The following is a 15,170-nucleotide window of genomic DNA, read 5'->3' as shown; positions in this document are numbered from 1 at the left end:
GGCTTTCCTCTGGCAGACTTGCCGCTGGTTTGCAGTTACACAGCCACCGACTGGCGCGCTCCTTGCTTGGTAGCAGCACACCCAACCTCCTTGTTTGCTTGTCTGAAGGAACCCCACCATGACCACTCGCCGCATCTTCACCGGACGCCTGCTCTGCACCTCCATGGCCCTCTCGGCCGCCATGGCGATGGCGCCCTCTTTGGCCTTCGCGCAGTCCAAGATCAAGGTCGCGGCGATCTACACGGTGCCTTTTGAACAGCAATGGGTCAGCCGCATCCACAAGGCCCTCAAGGCCGCCGAGGCACGTGGCGAGATCGAATACAAGGCCAGCGAAAACGTGAGCAACGCCGACTACGAGCGCGTGATGCGCGAGTACGCCACCGGCGGCAACCAGCTCATCGTGGGCGAGGCCTTTGCGGTAGAAGCCGCCGCCCGCAAGGTGGCCAAGGACTTCCCCAAAACGTCCTTTCTGCTCGGCTCCTCCGGCAAGCCGCAGGCGCCCAACTTCAGCGTTTTCGACAACTACATCCAGGAGCCCGCATACCTGAGCGGCATGGTGGCTGGCGGCATGACCAAGACCAACAAGATCGGCATGGTGGGCGGCTTCCCCATCCCCGAAGTCAACCGCCTGATGCACGCCTTCATGGCGGGCGCCAAGGAGACCAACCCCAAGGTCGAGTTCACCATCACCTTCATCAACAGCTGGTTTGACCCACCCAAGGCCAAGGAAGCCACCTTCGCCATGATCGACAAGGGCGCCGACGTGCTCTACGCCGAGCGCTTTGGCGTGAGCGACGCGGCCAAGGAAAAAGGCAAGCTCGCCATCGGCAACGTGATCAACACACAAGAGCAGTACCCCGACACCGTGGTGGCATCGGCCCTGTGGCACATGGAGCCCAGCATCGAGCGCGCGCTCAAGCTGGTCAAGGACGGCAAATTCACGGCCGAGGACTACGGCCCATATTCGATGATGAAACACAAGGGCTCCGAACTCGCGCCCCTGGGCACATTCGAGAAGAAGGTGCCGGCCGACATCGTCGCCAAGGTCAAGGCCAAGGAGGCCGACATCCTGGCCGGCAAGTTCACCGTGAAGGTGGACGACAGCCAGCCCAAGTCCACGGCCAAGTAAGGGGAGTGGATGACAAAACTCTTCTGGCGTTGTTGCTGTGTCTTGTCGTACTTGCAGTACTGCCTGCGACACAGCGCCTAGCCAGAACCGCTGCGCTGAGCTTTGTCAGCCGCTCCAAACCACCCATGCGAGACAAAGCGGGCAAATACCTGGGCCACCACTCATCGCGGTGGCCCTTTTTTGTTGCCGTTATCCGTCCGTCTCTGTCCCTGCCTGGTATGCCCATGACCACCTCCTCGTCCATCCCATTGCGGCACTCCGTCGCCTCTCATTTCACCCGCCTGCTGGGAGCACTGGCACTGGCTGGCGCACTCGCCGGTTGTGCATCCGGCCCGACAGGCAAGACAGCGGTCCGGCTGGACGACACACCCCGCATCGCCGTCATCTCTGCCTTTGCGCCCGAGCTGACGGTGCTGCTGCCCCAGGTGCAGCAACCCGCCAAGCACAGCATCAACGGCGTGGAGTTCACCACCGGCACGCTCGAAGGCAAGCCCGTGGTGGTGTTCCTGTCGGGCATCAGCATGACCAACGCGGCCATGAACACCCAGCTGGTGCTGGACCGCTTCCACGTGAGCCATGTGGTCTTCAGCGGCATTGCGGGCGGCGTGAACCCTAGCCTGCACATTGGCGACGTGACGGTGCCCGCACAGTGGGGCCAGTACATGGAATGGCTTATGGCGCGCGAAGAGCAGCCCGGCCAGTACAGCGCCCCCGCGTGGATGCAAAGCGAGCTGACGATGCCCGCCTTCGGCATGATGCACCCGCGCCCGGTGGAGGTGCGATCGGCTGCAAACCCCCAGCTCAGCAAGAAGTTCTGGTTCGAAGCCGACCCCAAGATGCTGGCCACCGCCCGCAGCCTGCAGAACGTGGGCCTGGAGCACTGCCTGGCCGCCACCTGCCTCAAGCAGCGCCCACAACTGGTGGTGGGCGGCAACGGCGTATCGGGCCAAGCCTTTGTGGACAACAAGGCCTTCCGCGAATACGCCTTCAAGACCTTCGAGGCCAACGTGCTCGACATGGAAACCGCCGCCACCGCCATGGTCGCGCACAGCAACGGCGTGCCCTACATCGCCTTCCGGTCGCTGAGCGATCTCGCCGGTGGTGGTGATGGCGAGAACGAAATGGGCACCTTCATGGGCCTGGCGGCCGCCAACTCGGCCAAGGTGTTGCGGGCGTTTCTGGCGGCGTGGAAGTAGATGGCCTCCACCAACGCCCCCGTCCTGAAACTGTCGGGCATCACCAAGCGTTTTGGCAAGCTCGTCGCCAACGACAGCATCAACCTGACTCTGGCACGCGGCGAAGTGCTGGCGCTGCTGGGCGAAAACGGCGCAGGCAAGTCCACGCTGATGTCCATCCTGTTCGGGCACTACGTGGCCGACGAAGGCAGCATCGAAGTCTTTGGCCAGCCCCTGGCGCCCGGCCAGCCGCGTGCAGCGCTGGCGGCGGGCATTGGCATGGTGCACCAGCACTTCACGCTGGCCGACAACCTCACGGTGCTGGACAACGTGCTGCTGGGCAGCGAGCCGCTGTGGCAGCCCTTCTCGCGCCGCAGCGATGCCCGCGCCAAGCTGCTGGCGGTGTCGCAGCAGTTCGGCCTGCCAGTGAACCCCGATGCAAAGGTCGGCAGCCTCTCGGTGGGCGAGCGCCAGCGCGTCGAAATCCTCAAGGCACTGTACCGGGGCGCCCGCATCCTCATCCTGGACGAGCCCACCGCCGTGCTCACCCCGCAGGAGAGCGAGGCGCTGTTCGACACCCTGGCGCAGATGGTGGCGCAGGGCCTGTCCATCATCTTCATCAGCCACAAGCTGGGCGAGGTGCTGCGCGTATCGCACCGCGTGGCCGTGCTGCGCCAGGGCAAGCTGGTGGCCGAGGCGCCTGCGCAGGGCACCACCCAGGGGCTGCTCGCGCAATGGATGGTGGGCCATGCGATTGAGGCGGCAGAGCGCCGCCCCGCCAAGAATGTGGGCGAGCCCATCTGCACCCTGACCAACGTCAGCACCGGCCCCACGGGGCGCGACCGGCTGAACGGTGTGTCCCTCAGCTTGCGCGCAGGCGAGATCGTGGCGATTGCGGGCGTGAGCGGCAACGGCCAGGTGGCGCTGGCCGATGTCTTGTGCGGCGTGCGCAACGCCTCCACCGGCCAGGTCACGCTGCGCGGCGCACCGTTGCAAGCGCGGCCTGCCTGGCTAGTAAGCCAGGGCGTGGCCCGCATCCCCGAAGACCGCCACGCCGTGGGCGTGGTGGGCGACCTGCCCGTGTGGGAGAACGCGGTGGCCGAACGCCTGCGCGGCCCCTGGTTTGCGCACCCGTGGTTCCGAGCCTTCTGGGTCAAACGCCGCGCTGCGCGCCAGCATGCACAGCGCGTGGCCGAGACCTTTGACGTGCGCGGCGGCGGGCCGGACACCCCCGCCCGGTCGCTGTCGGGCGGCAACATGCAAAAGCTCATCCTGGGCCGGGCGCTGATGCCGCCGAAGGACGCAGCGGGCTACACCGCGCCTGCACCCCAGCTCATCGTGGCCCACCAGCCCACCTGGGGGTTGGACATTGGTGCGGTGATGTTTGTGCAGCAGCAACTCATCAACGCGCGCGATGCGGGAGCGGCCGTGCTGCTGATCTCGGACGATCTGGACGAAGTGCTGGCGCTGGGTGACCGTGTGGCCGTCATGCACGACGGACAACTGAGCGAGGCGCGACGCGCCGAAGACTGGACACGCGAAGCCATCGGCCTGGCCATGGCGGGCGCTGCCCATTGAGCGACAACTACAAGAACAACCCAGCATGAGACTTGAAAAACGCAACCACACCTCCCCCGCCGCCTACGTGCTGGCACCGGTGGGTGCCGTGGTGTTCACACTGATCGTCAGCGCTTTGCTGGTGCTATGGGCTGGTGCGCCCGTGGGGCAGACCTATGCGCTGCTGCTGCAGGGCGCGTTCGGCTCGGTGTTTGCACTGACAGAAACCCTCACCCGCGCCACGCCACTGATCCTGACCGGGCTGGCAGCGGCCGTGGCCTTCCGCGCGCGGCTGTTCAACATTGGGGCCGAGGGGCAGCTTTACGCCGGGGCGCTGGCCGCCGTGGCCGTGGGCGGCATGCATGGGGGCACGGGGCTGGAGTGGTCGCCCTATGTGCTCTTTCCGCTGATGATGCTGGCGGCCGCGCTGGCAGGCGCGGCGCTGCTGCTGGGCCCGGCGCTGATGAAGGCGCGGCTGGGCGTGGATGAGGTGGTCACCACACTGCTGCTCAACTTCATCATGCTGCTGCTCGTCTCTGCCCTGCTCGATGGGCCGATGAAAGACCCGCTCTCCATGGGATGGCCGCAGAGCGTGGCATTACAGGGCGATCTGGAACTCTCCAAGCTGGTGCCTCAGACGCGGCTGCACACGGGCCTGCTGTGGGCCGTGTCGCTGGCCGTGATGCTGTGGGCGCTGCTGGCACGCACGGTGCCGGGGTTTGACATTCGTGCTGCGGGGGCCAATGCACGCGCTGCTGCCTTTGCGGGCGTGCCTATCACCCGCACGGTGGTGCTGGTCGCCCTGCTCTCCGGCGGGCTCGCAGGTCTGGCTGGCGCCATCGAAGTGGCCGGTCGCACTGGCTATGTGACGCTCGACATGTCGCCCGGCTACGGCTACAGCGGCATCGTGATCGCCATGCTGGCCGGACTGCACCCGCTGGGCGTTATTGCGGCGGGCACCTTTGTGGCGGGCGTGCTGGTAGGGGCTGACAGCATGAGCCGCGCGGTGGGCGTGCCCACCTACATTGCGGATGTGATCGTGGCGACTTCGCTGATTGCGGTGCTGGTGGCCGGGCTGCTGACGCAGTACCGCGTGCGGTGGAAGTGAAGCAGCCATGACAACCCAAACACACCACAATTTCAAGCCCAATAGGCCTCAAGCGCTAGTGAATCATGCGCCGAATGCTATCGAAATGAAAGCAAATTTCCACGGAGCAGCCGCATGACCGAACTGCTCGACATCCTCGCCAACCCCGCGTTCTGGATTGCCACCCTGCGGGTCGCCACCCCGCTCATTCTGGGCACGCTGGGGGTTTTGCTGTGCGAACGCGCCGGGGTGCTCAACCTGGGCATTGAAGGGATCATGGTCGCAGGCGCCTTCACCGGCTGGCTCGCGGTGTACACGGGCCATGGACTGTGGGCCGGGGTGCTGGTGGCTGCGCTCACCGGCGCAGTGTTTGGATTGCTGCACGCATGGCTCACCGTGGGGCTGGCGCTGTCGCAGCATGTGTCCGGGCTGGGCATCACGCTGCTGGCTACGGCGCTCAGCTACTACGGCTACCGGGTGAGTTTCCCCAAGGTGAACACGCCACCCACCATCGAGCCCTTTGCACCGATGGAGTGGCTGGGCATTCCCATCCTGTCGGCACAAACCCCACTCACGCTGCTGGCCCTGCTGCTGGTGCCGCTTTTGGCCTGGGTGCTGATGCGCACCCCCCTGGGCCTGGCGGTGCGCATGGTGGGAGAGAACCCGCAGGCGGCCGAGGGCCAGGGCATCTCGGTGGCGGCCATGCGCACCGGCGCCATCGTGGCCGGTTCGGCGCTGATGGGCGTGGCGGGCAGCTTCCTCACCCTGTCGGCGTTCAACGCGTTTTTCTTCAACATGATCAACGGGCGCGGCTGGATCTGCGTGGCGCTGGTGGTGTTTGCCTCGTGGCGGCCTGGCAAGGCGCTGCTGGGTGCGCTGCTGTTTGCCTTCTTTGACGCGCTGCAGCTGCGGCTGCAGCAGGCGGGCGATGCGTGGCTGCCGTACCAAGTGTATCTGATGCTGCCGTACCTGCTGTCCATTCTGGCGCTGGTGCTGGTGGCACGCAAGGCGGCGTATCCGCAGGCGCTGATGAAGCCCTACCGCAAGGGGGAGCGGTGATCGGACCACACCGCAAACTCGTTGCCGCTGGGCTCGGTGAAGTGAAAGCGCCGTCCTCCCGGAAAGTCGAACACCGGCTTGACCACATGGCCACCTGCCGCCTCCACCTTGGCCAAGGTGGCTTCGAGGTCTGCGCTGTAGAACACCAGCAAGGCGCCGCCAGTGGCTGGGGTGGAACACAGGCTGGCGCGGAAGAAGCCGCCGTCCAACCCCTGACCCGAGAAGGCCGTGTACTCCGGCCCATAGTCCACAAAGGTCCATGCAAAGGCCTTTTCAAAGAACGACTTGGTGGCGGGCACATCGCGCGCGGCAAATTCGACGTAGTTCAGCTTTTCATGTGCGTTCATCGGATGACCCTTTCTTCTTGAGACCCCGCAGTGTGCCTGCACGTCCCGACGAATATCTACACTTCCCCACCATGCTCGACCTGCTCATCACCCACGCCAGCCTGCCCGACGGCCGCCAGAACATGTCCATCGCCGTGCAAGGCGGCCGCATCACCGAAGTGACCAAAGGCCTGCAAGCCCCCGCGCATGAGACGGTGGACGCCGGCGGCCTGCTGGTCAGCCCGCCGTTTGTGGACGCGCATTTCCACATGGATTCGACCCTGAGCTACGGCCAGCCGCGCGTGAACGAGAGCGGCACCCTGCTCGAAGGCATTGCGCTGTGGGGCGAACTCAAGCCCACGCTGACCCACGACGCCATCGTGCAGCGCGCGCTGCAGTACTGCGACATGGCCGTGGCGCGCGGGCTGCTGGCCATCCGCAGCCATGTGGACACCAGCCACCCCAGCCTGCTGCCGGTGCAGGCGCTGCTGGAGGTAAAGCAGCGCGTGGCGCCGTACCTGGATTTGCAACTGGTGGCCTTCCCACAAGACGGCGTGCTGCGCGCGCCCGGAGGGCTGGCCAACCTGAAACGCGCGCTGGACATGGGTGTGGACGTGGTGGGCGGCATTCCGCACTTCGAGCGCACCATGGCCCAAGGGGCCGAGAGCGTGAAGATCCTTTGCGAACTGGCGGCCGAACGCGGCAAACGCGTGGACATGCACTGCGACGAGAGCGATGACCCGCATTCGCGCCACGTGGAAACCTTGGCGTACGAAACCCAGCGCCTGGGCCTGCAGGGCCGCGTGACGGGCTCGCACCTCACCTCCATGCACAGCATGGACAACTACTACGTGAGCAAGCTGATGGCGCTGATGGCCGAGGCCGACCTGGGCGTGGTGGCCAACCCGCTCATCAACATCACGCTGCAAGGCCGCCACGACACCTACCCCAAGCGCCGTGGCATGACCCGCGTGCCCGAGCTGATGGCTGCGGGCCTGACGGTGGCTTTTGGCCACGACTGCGTGCTCGACCCCTGGTACAGCGGCGGCAGCGCCGACATGCTGGAGGCCGCGCACATGGGCCTTCATGTGGGCCAGATGACCAGCCAGGCCGCCATGCGGCAGTGTTTTGATGCGGTGACGGTGAATCCCGCCAAGCTGCTGGGGCTGGAGGGCTACGGTATCGCCCCCGGCTGCCATGCCGACTTGGTGCTACTGCATGCGCGCAACCCGGTGGACGCCATCCGCCTGCGGGCCACGCGCCTGGGTGTGTGGCGGCGTGGCCAGCGGGTGGCCAGCAGCCCGGCGCCCGTGGCGCAGCTGCACCTTCCTGGGCGGCCCGGCAGCGTTGATTTTGCGTCCAACTAGCCTCAAGCGCTAGTGGAACATGCCTTTGCAGCTATATATTCAATAGCACAAAGTCATCCTGACATTCAGGCCATGCGCGCAATCGTCCTGCGAAACCGCGCCAGCGCCAGGCTGAACAGCACCGCCCCAATCCCCAGCAGCCACACCAGCGACGGCCACACCACCGCCCAGCCCGCACCCCGGTAGAGGATGGCCTGGGCCAGCTCGGTGAAGTGCGTGGTGGGCGCCAGCGCCATGCCGTACTGCACCCACAGCGGCATGCTCTCGCGCGGGGTGACGCCGCCCGACAGCATCTGCAGCGGCATCATCACCAGCACCATCAGCAGCCCAAACTGCGGCATGCTGCGCGCCACCGTGGCCATGAAGATGCCCATGGACGTGGTGGCAAACAGATGCAGCGTGGCTCCCAGCAGAAACAGCGGTACCGAGCCCTCGATGGGCACACCAATCGCCCAGCGGATCACCGCCGTGAGCGACACCCAGGTAGCCACCAGCACCACCAGCGCCATGGCCCAGACCTTGGCCAGCATGATCTCGCCGGGAGTGACGGGCATCACCAGCAAATGCTCCACCGTGCCATGCTCGCGTTCGCGGATCAGCGCGGCGCCGGTGAGGATGATGGAGAGCATGGTCACGATGTTGATCAGCTCCATCAGCGAGCCAAACCACGCGGGGTTCAGCGCCGGGTTGAAGCGCGAGCGCACCGTCAGCTCGATGGGCTGGGCGGCCACGGCGCGGTCGCGCTGCACGAACTCGGCCACCTCCAGCTGCACGATCTGCTGCACAGCCCCATTGGCCGCAAACGCCTGCCCCATGCGCGTGGCGTCGATGTTGAGCTGCACCTGCGGCACCCGGCCCGCCAGCACATCGCGCTGGAAATGCGCGGGGATGTGCAGCACCAGCGTGAAGCGGCCGGCGTCCAAGCCCGGGTCCACCTCGCGCATGCTGATCATGGCGGGGCGCGTGAACTGGGGCGTGTAGAACGCGGTGGCGATGCGCCGGGACAGCGCCGAATCGTCCTCGTCCACGATAGCGATCGGCACGTGGTGCAGCGTCTCGGGCTGCGCCATGCCCGCCGAGTAAACCGCCAGCGTGGTGGTGTAGACGATGAGGAACAACATGGCCGGGTCGCGCCAGAGGCTCCACAGCTCCTTGATGCCTAACCTGAAAATGTTCGACCAACGACCTCTCAGCGCCATGTCAGCTCTCCTGCTTGCGTAACAGCAAGATCGCAGCACCGACGATGACCGGCACCGCCACCAGCATGGGCCAGAACTCGGCCTGCAGATCCTGCAGGCCCAGCGCCTTGTTGAACACGCCCCGGCTGATGGTGAACATATGGCTGGCCGGGTAGGCCTCTCCGAACCGGCGCGCAAAGCCCGTCATGGACGACACGGGGTTGATGAGCCCCGCAAACTGCACGGCCGGAATGATCGTGCCCACCATGGCAAAGAACATCGCCGCAATCTGGCTGCGCGTGACGGTGGAGGCCAGGAGGCCCATGCCCGTGGAGCACAGGCTGAACACCACGGCGGCCAATGTCAACGTGGCAAAACTTCCCGTCATCGGCACGCCAAACACCGTCACCGCTGCCAGGCACATCAGGCCAAAGTTGAACAGCGCCAGCAGCACATAGGGCAGCTGCTTGCCCAGCATGAATTCGGTGCGTGTGGTCGGCGTGACATACAGGTTGATGATGGAGCCCAGCTCCTTCTCGCGCACCACGGCCAGGGCGGTGAGCATGGCAGGCAGCATCAGCAACAGCAGCGGGATCACGGCAGGCACCATGGACGGCAGGCTGCGCACGTCGGGGTTGTAGCGATAGCGTGGCTCCACCTCCAGCAGGCCCCGGGGCACGGTGCCTGTGCGGCTGCGGCTTTGCTCCACCAGCCACTGCTGGTGCAGGCCCTGGGCGTAGCCGATGACGGTTTCGGCGCGCTGGGGCATGGCGCCGTCCACCCAGGCGCCGATCTGCACCGGCTGGCCGCGTGCCACGTCGCGGGCAAAGCCGGGCGGGATCTCCAGCGCCAGCGATATCTCGGCGGAGCGCATGCGCGCATCCAGCTCGGCATAGGTGGTGATCGGCGGCTGCTCGGTGAAGTAGCGCGAGCCCGCCAGGTTCAGCGTGTAGGCGCGGCTCAGCGCGGTCTGGTCGCGGTCCAGCACGGCAAAGCGCAGGTTCTCCACGTCCATGCTGATCCCGTAGCCCATCACGAACATCAGGATCAGCGAGCCCAACAGCGCCATGGCGCCCCGCACCGGGTCGCGGCGCAGCTCCAGCGCTTCGCGCCACTGGGTGCTGTGGATGCGGGCCAGGCTTTGGCGCAGGCGGATGGGCCAGGTGGGAGTATTGGGCGCGGACACCGGCGATAGCGCAGTGGGGCCCGAAGCCGCCACGGACACAGGAGCCTGGGCCGTGCCCGCAGCATCTTCCAGGTAGCCGATGAAGGCTTCTTCCAGCGTGGCGGCGCCGCGCTTAGCGACGATGTCCTGCGGCGCAGCGCTTTCCAGCACGCGCCCTGCGTGCATCAGCGAGATGCGGTCGCAGCGCTCGGCCTCGTTCATGAAGTGGGTGGAGATGAAAATGGTGACCTTGTCGCGCCGCGCCAGCTCCACCATCAGGCGCCAGAAGTTGTCGCGTGCCATCGGGTCCACGCCCGAGGTGGGCTCGTCCAGGATCAGCAGCTCGGGCTGGTGCACCATGGCCACGGCCAGCGACAGGCGCTGGCGCATGCCCAGGGGCAGCTTCATGGGCAGTGCGCTGCGAGCGGCCTGCAGGTCAAAGCGCTCCAGCATGGCCGTCACGCGCGTGGGCACCTCGGCCTCGGGCACGTGGAACAGCCGGGCATGCAGCACCAGGTTCTGCTCCACCGACAGCTCGCTGTACAGCGAAAACGCCTGCGACATGTAGCCCACCCGCCGCCGCGTGGCCATGTCCTTGGGGTCCACCGGTTGGCCAAACAGCCAGGCCTGCCCGTCGCTGGCGGGCAGCAGGCCGGTAAGCATCTTCATGGTGGTGGACTTGCCGCAGCCATTGCTGCCCAAAAAGCCAAAGATCTCGCCCCGCTGGATGCGAAAGCTCACGTGGTCCACCGCCACAAAGTCGCCAAACCGCATGGTCAGGTCGCGCGCCTCGATGGCCACATTGGCGGCATCATGGGCCTGCGACCGGTCCAGCGGCGGAATCTGCACCGCCTGGTGGCCCCGGCGCTTGGCCTCGGGCAGCAGTGCCACAAAGGCCTGCTCCAGCACATCGTGCCCGGTGCGGGCCATCAGCTCGGCAGGCGTACCCGTGGCCAGGATGCGCCCCTCGTCCATCGCCACCAGCCATTCAAAACGCTGGGCCTCTTCCATGTAGGCCGTGGCCACGATGACGCTCATGCCTGGCCGCGCGGCGCGGATGCGGCCGATCAAATCCCAGAACTGCGCGCGCGCCAAAGGGTCAACGCCGGTGGTGGGCTCGTCCAGGATGAGCAGGTCGGGGTCGTGGATGAGCGCGCAGCACAGGGCCAGCTTTTGCTTCATGCCGCCCGAGAGCTTGCCCGCAGGCCGCGCCAGGAATGGATGCAGACCGGTGCTGCGCGTGAGTTCATCGATGCGCCGGCGACGCTCGGCCGCGTCGTGCCCGAACAGGCGGCCAAAGAACTGCAGGTTCTCTTCCACCGACAGCGTGGGATACAGGTTCTTGCCCAGCCCTTGAGGCATGTAGGCGATGCGGGGGCACACCCGGCTGCGGTGGCGGCTTTGGGACATGTCGCCGCCCAACACTTCTAACGTGCCCTGCTGCACTGCACGAGCGCCCGCCACCAGCGCGAGCAGGCTGGACTTGCCCACGCCATCCGGCCCGATCAGGCCCACCATGCGGCCCGCGGCCACTTCCAAATCGATGTCTGCGAGCGCCACCGTGCGACCGTAGCGCTGGCCCACGCCACGCAGGCGGGCCACGGGTGCCACGCTGCCGGGGAGGCTCACTGGTCGGCCTTGATGGCGAGGTTGGCGGGCCATTCCACCACAGGGTCCACCCGCAGCCAGGCCACGCCAGGCAGACCGGTCTTGACCTGCTCCTGGTGGCGCAGCAGCAGCGCCTTGTCAATCTGCGCGCGCACGCGGAACATGAGCTTCTGGCGCTCGCTGGCGGTCTCCACCGTCTTGGGCGTGAACTGCGCGGTGCTAGCCACAAACGACACGGTGGCCGGGATCACAAAGCCCGGTGCGGCATCGAGCACGATGCGCACCTCGCTGCCCAGTGCTACCCGGCCCGCCACGGTCTCGGGCAAAAAGAAGGTCATGTACACGTCGCTCAGGTCCACCAGCTGCAGCACCCGTGCGCCCGCGCCCACCACCTCGCCGGGCTGCACCACGCGAAACTGCACGCGCCCGTCGCGCGGGGCCTTGAGCTCGCTGTCGGTCAGCTCCACATCGATGCGGGCCAGCGTGGCCTCCAGCGCGCGCACGTTGGCCTCGGCGCTGGTCACCTGCGTGCGCGACGCGCCAATGCCCGCCTGTGCAGCCTTGGCCTGCGCCTTGGCCGCGACCACGGCGGCCTGCTGGCTGCGCACCTTGGCGCGGTCGTCGTCGAGCAACTGGCTGGAGAAAAAGCCTTCGCGCGCCAACTGCTCAGAGCGCGGCAAGCGGCGGCGGGCGGTGTCGAGGTCGCTCTCGCGCTGGGCCACCACGGCCAAGGCGGCCTGGTAGTCGCTCTCGCGCTGGGCCACCTGCACCTGTGCGCTGCTGATGGCCAGCTGCGCTTGCTGCAGCCGGGCCACGGCCTCTTCGCGCTGGGCTTGCAGACCGTCGATCTGCATACGGGCCACGGGCTGCCCGGCCTTCACGAAATCACCCTCGGCCACCAGGATGTCCTGCACCCGGCCCGCGAGCTTGGTGGCCACAGCGATCTCGGTGGCCTCAATGCGGCCGTTGCCGCTCACAAACCCCGGGCCTGGGCCCTTGGGCTGCCAGGGCGCCCAGCGCACGACCAATACGGTGCCCAGCAGCAACAGCGCTGCGACGGCCGCATAAATTTTCCACTTGCTGCCCATGGCTCTGATCCCTTTTGATGCGGAGGCAGGAGCGCATTTCCAGTCACGTCAGCAAAGGCGCCTCACCTCAAAATGCATCGTAAGCGCAGCGCCTTCATGGGCTGCTTGTGGCCAGCCGCCTCGCTTGACTTGCATCAATTTGGCTGCAATTGCGTGGGGCTTCCGCCTGCGACACAAGCTTGCCGCTGCGGGTTCTGAGAGGCGGTGCGTCGGTTGCCGGAGACTGCCCTACCCGCGCCCGTCAAAGGCCGACAGGTGGTTGGCCAGGTGCATGGCATGCGCTTGCTCGTACTGCGACCGGCTCAGTGCACCATAGGCAAAGTGAGGCTGCAGCGCCCCCGTGTGGATGGCAAAGTCCTGCACCGCCTGGCGCAGGCGGGCCATAGCGGCCGATGTATCCGTGGCCTGCGCATCCAGCGCGGGGGCGCCCGGGATAGGCTCTGCCAGGTTGTGGCTCATGCGTCCCCGCAGGGTAAACACCTTGAAAGCTGCAGCCCCCAGGGTGTTCTGGAACAGCGCAGATTTGGGCAACGGAAAACCCTGCAGCGAGTATTCAATGCTCTGTGCGCAATGCACCAGCGTCTGTGCCCAGGTCCAGGCCGTGGCGGGTTCCAGCGCGTGGACGGAAGCTGCGTTCAGCCGCTCGGCCTCGCGCATCGCATCGTGCAGGGTGGCAAATACCAGCTGCCTGTCGTTGTCCGGCTGGTGCAGAAAATACCCGACAGCACCAGCCGCTGCGAGCGCCACCCCCGTGCCGATGGCCAGAAACGCCCTCCGGTCGGGCGCTGCAGGCGGTGCAGGGGGCGAGGGGTGGATGGCTGCGGGGGTAGCGGCTTTGGGTGCGCCAGAAGGGGGTGGAACTGCCATGGGGTTGTCTGCCCGCATCACCGGGGGTGGTGTGAAAGCTTTGATTGTGCCGGGCAGCGCCTGCCTTGTGCCCCCTGCGGCCATCGCCAGGGTCGGGCAGCCGACACAGCCCGCCATGGCGCAGGGCTGCAAGGCCTGGGCGCCCTCCCGGCGCTCCGCTGCGCCTAGGCCGCCAGGGTGGTTGGTGCGGCCGGCGCGGGGGTTGCCGTAACGGGGACCAAGGGCGCTGCTGGGGCCACCGTCATCTCCACCCGGTTGCGCCCCCGCTCCTTGGCCAGGTACATGGCCTCGTCCGCACGCTGCAAGGCCGTACCCGCCGACTCGCTGCCCGCGCACAGGGTGACACCAACACTCACCGTGAGCGCAATGCTGCGCTGCTCGGTCACCACAGGGTGGGCCTCCACCATGGCGCGCAGGCGCTCGGCCACCGCAATGGCGCCACCGGCCCCTGCATTGGGCAAGAAGATCGCGAACTCCTCACCCCCCAGGCGGCCCATCACGTCTTCCTTGCGCAGGCAGCGCTGGGCCAACATCACAAAATGGCGCAGCACATCATCGCCCGCGCGGTGGCCCCAGCTGTCGTTGACCTTCTTGAAATGGTCCAGGTCCATCACCAGCACGGGCAACGTCGTCTGCGTGCGCTGGGCGTTGCTGATGGCCTTGTCCAACAAGGTCAGAAACGCGCGGCGGTTGAACACATTGGTCAGCGGGTCCACCTCGGCGAGGTGGCGCAGTTCGTTGGTGATGAACTCATTGGTCAGCATCAACGCGCCAAACGCCACCAGCACCAGCGCCATGGTGGACTCCAGCACCACAAACTGCGACAGCGCAGCCACCATGCCCGTTTCGGGTTGCGACGCATCGGCCGGTGCGGCCAGCTTGAACAACAAGGGCCGCACCAGCAAAAACACGCCATGCACACCCACCGTGCCCGCAAACAGATACCGGGCCGGAACCTTGCGAAAGCCACCTTTGACCATGGTGTGCGCAGCAAACAGAAAGCACGTGCCCGGCACCAGCCCCGACAGCACAAAACGCACCCCCAGATGGGGCTGCACCACGGTGAAATACGCCACCGTTACCAGCAGCAGCACCATGGCAACCGCAGCCATGCCATGCCGCAGCGGCGCTCGTCCCATGTATTCACGCGCACCCAGCAGGCACAGGTAGGCCGTCAACGCAATAGAGCCCTGCGCCAGCAATACCGAAGGCAACTGCGGGACATGGTCGCGCAACATCAGGTTGGCGCAAAACACGGTGGTGCAAAACAGTGCTAGCGCCCACAAGCGCAGCCCTGGGATGTTCCTGTTGAAGAACCACACGGCAGACAGCACAGTGGTAACCAGCGCTGCAAGGATGGCCGCTACGATAACGAGGGTGGGACTGTGCACTGTGGGAAGGGACGGAGCAATCGGGACTGGCCAGGCAACTTCATCTTGCATGCGTGGCAGCTATGGCAAGCCAGGCAGATGGGGCCCCTCATCAACGTGAACAATGGTAACCGAGAGCATTGACCGCCACGCGACAGTCTGCGGGCAGCAATGCAGTCCTTGAGCCAGCTGCA

12 protein-coding genes are annotated in these 15,170 nt (G+C 66.3%); 6 read left to right on the top strand and 6 right to left on the bottom strand.

All coding sequences use genetic code 11. The features are described from left to right. The first annotated feature begins 118 nt into the window (after positions 1 to 118). The 5 genes from IB236_RS21560 to IB236_RS21540 all read left to right on the top strand — a co-directional run bounded on the left by IB236_RS21560 (position 119) and on the right by IB236_RS21540 (position 6,007). Complete coding sequence (locus IB236_RS21560) at positions 119 to 1,129, top strand: BMP family protein (RefSeq protein WP_056062290.1); 1,011 nt, start codon at positions 119 to 121, stop codon at positions 1,127 to 1,129. Between the two features lie 224 nt (positions 1,130 to 1,353). Next, a complete protein-coding gene (locus IB236_RS21555; RefSeq protein WP_192422176.1) occupies positions 1,354 to 2,325 on the top strand; it encodes a 5'-methylthioadenosine/S-adenosylhomocysteine nucleosidase in 972 nt (323 codons plus the stop codon). Beyond that, positions 2,326 to 3,882 (top strand): ABC transporter ATP-binding protein, encoded by a 1,557-nt coding sequence (locus tag IB236_RS21550; protein ID WP_056746062.1) that lies wholly within the window; start codon positions 2,326 to 2,328, stop codon positions 3,880 to 3,882. It begins immediately after the preceding gene. 25 nt (positions 3,883 to 3,907) lie between these two features. Further along, positions 3,908 to 4,969 carry an ABC transporter permease gene (locus IB236_RS21545; protein WP_056746064.1) on the top strand — a complete coding sequence of 354 codons (1,062 nt, stop codon included), beginning with the start codon at positions 3,908 to 3,910 and terminating at the stop codon, positions 4,967 to 4,969. Positions 4,970 to 5,083: 114 nt separating this feature from the next. Then, entirely contained in the window at positions 5,084 to 6,007 is a 924-nt protein-coding gene (locus tag IB236_RS21540; RefSeq protein ID WP_056746065.1) for an ABC transporter permease, read from the top strand. On the opposite strand, the gene IB236_RS21535 is transcribed toward IB236_RS21540, so the two are convergent. After that, on the bottom strand, positions 5,986 to 6,354 hold the full coding sequence (locus tag IB236_RS21535) for a VOC family protein (protein WP_192422175.1): 369 nt from the start codon (positions 6,352 to 6,354) through the stop codon (positions 5,986 to 5,988). The two genes, IB236_RS21540 and IB236_RS21535, sit on opposite strands and share 22 nt — an antisense overlap. Before the next feature lie 71 nt (positions 6,355 to 6,425). On the opposite strand from IB236_RS21535, the gene IB236_RS21530 reads away from it, so the two are divergent. Next, positions 6,426 to 7,700, top strand: coding sequence for an amidohydrolase family protein (locus tag IB236_RS21530; protein ID WP_056746069.1), 1,275 nt, complete (start codon positions 6,426 to 6,428; stop codon positions 7,698 to 7,700). A 65-nt stretch (positions 7,701 to 7,765) separates the two neighbouring features. Here IB236_RS21530 and IB236_RS21525 read toward each other — a convergent pair whose 3' ends face one another. The 5 genes from IB236_RS21525 to IB236_RS21505 all read right to left on the bottom strand — a co-directional run bounded on the left by IB236_RS21525 (position 7,766) and on the right by IB236_RS21505 (position 14,862). Then, positions 7,766 to 8,899 (bottom strand): ABC transporter permease, encoded by a 1,134-nt coding sequence (locus IB236_RS21525; protein ID WP_192422174.1) that lies wholly within the window; start codon positions 8,897 to 8,899, stop codon positions 7,766 to 7,768. Position 8,900: 1 nt separating this feature from the next. Further along, positions 8,901 to 11,705 carry a ribosome-associated ATPase/putative transporter RbbA gene (gene rbbA, locus IB236_RS21520; RefSeq protein ID WP_192422173.1) on the bottom strand — a complete coding sequence of 935 codons (2,805 nt, stop codon included), beginning with the start codon at positions 11,703 to 11,705 and terminating at the stop codon, positions 8,901 to 8,903. Beyond that, on the bottom strand, positions 11,669 to 12,739 hold the full coding sequence (locus IB236_RS21515; protein ID WP_192422172.1) for an HlyD family secretion protein: 1,071 nt from the start codon (positions 12,737 to 12,739) through the stop codon (positions 11,669 to 11,671). The genes rbbA and IB236_RS21515 overlap by 37 nt, the downstream gene beginning before the upstream one ends. A 228-nt stretch (positions 12,740 to 12,967) precedes the next feature. Further along, positions 12,968 to 13,606 (bottom strand): DUF1569 domain-containing protein, encoded by a 639-nt coding sequence (locus IB236_RS21510; RefSeq protein ID WP_225581306.1) that lies wholly within the window; start codon positions 13,604 to 13,606, stop codon positions 12,968 to 12,970. 164 nt (positions 13,607 to 13,770) lie between these two features. Then, the gene (locus tag IB236_RS21505; protein WP_370539941.1) at positions 13,771 to 14,862 is read right to left on the bottom strand and encodes a GGDEF domain-containing protein; all 1,092 of its coding nucleotides are present in this window, start codon (positions 14,860 to 14,862) and stop codon (positions 13,771 to 13,773) included. Between the last annotated feature and the right edge of the window lie 308 nt (positions 14,863 to 15,170).

This window comes from Acidovorax sp. ACV02, from assembly GCF_014851475.1.
GTDB lineage: Bacteria > Pseudomonadota > Gammaproteobacteria > Burkholderiales > Burkholderiaceae_C > Acidovorax > Acidovorax delafieldii.
This window is presented reverse-complemented; position numbering and strand designations above follow the sequence as displayed.

What these genes read in the sequence shown, in the direction of transcription:
- IB236_RS21560 (WP_056062290.1), top strand. Translation starts at nt 119, where the DNA reads ATGACCACTCGCCGCATCTTCACCGGACGCCTGCTCTGCACCTCCATG.
- IB236_RS21555 (WP_192422176.1), top strand. Translation starts at nt 1,354, where the DNA reads ATGACCACCTCCTCGTCCATCCCATTGCGGCACTCCGTCGCCTCTCAT.
- IB236_RS21550 (WP_056746062.1), top strand. Translation starts at nt 2,326, where the DNA reads ATGGCCTCCACCAACGCCCCCGTCCTGAAACTGTCGGGCATCACCAAG.
- IB236_RS21545 (WP_056746064.1), top strand. Translation starts at nt 3,908, where the DNA reads ATGAGACTTGAAAAACGCAACCACACCTCCCCCGCCGCCTACGTGCTG.
- IB236_RS21540 (WP_056746065.1), top strand. Translation starts at nt 5,084, where the DNA reads ATGACCGAACTGCTCGACATCCTCGCCAACCCCGCGTTCTGGATTGCC.
- IB236_RS21535 (WP_192422175.1), bottom strand. Translation starts at nt 6,354, where the DNA reads ATGAACGCACATGAAAAGCTGAACTACGTCGAATTTGCCGCGCGCGAT.
- IB236_RS21530 (WP_056746069.1), top strand. Translation starts at nt 6,426, where the DNA reads ATGCTCGACCTGCTCATCACCCACGCCAGCCTGCCCGACGGCCGCCAG.
- IB236_RS21525 (WP_192422174.1), bottom strand. Translation starts at nt 8,899, where the DNA reads ATGGCGCTGAGAGGTCGTTGGTCGAACATTTTCAGGTTAGGCATCAAG.
- rbbA (WP_192422173.1), bottom strand. Translation starts at nt 11,705, where the DNA reads ATGGCCCGCCAACCTCGCCATCAAGGCCGACCAGTGAGCCTCCCCGGC.
- IB236_RS21515 (WP_192422172.1), bottom strand. Translation starts at nt 12,739, where the DNA reads ATGGGCAGCAAGTGGAAAATTTATGCGGCCGTCGCAGCGCTGTTGCTG.
- IB236_RS21510 (WP_225581306.1), bottom strand. Translation starts at nt 13,606, where the DNA reads ATGGCAGTTCCACCCCCTTCTGGCGCACCCAAAGCCGCTACCCCCGCA.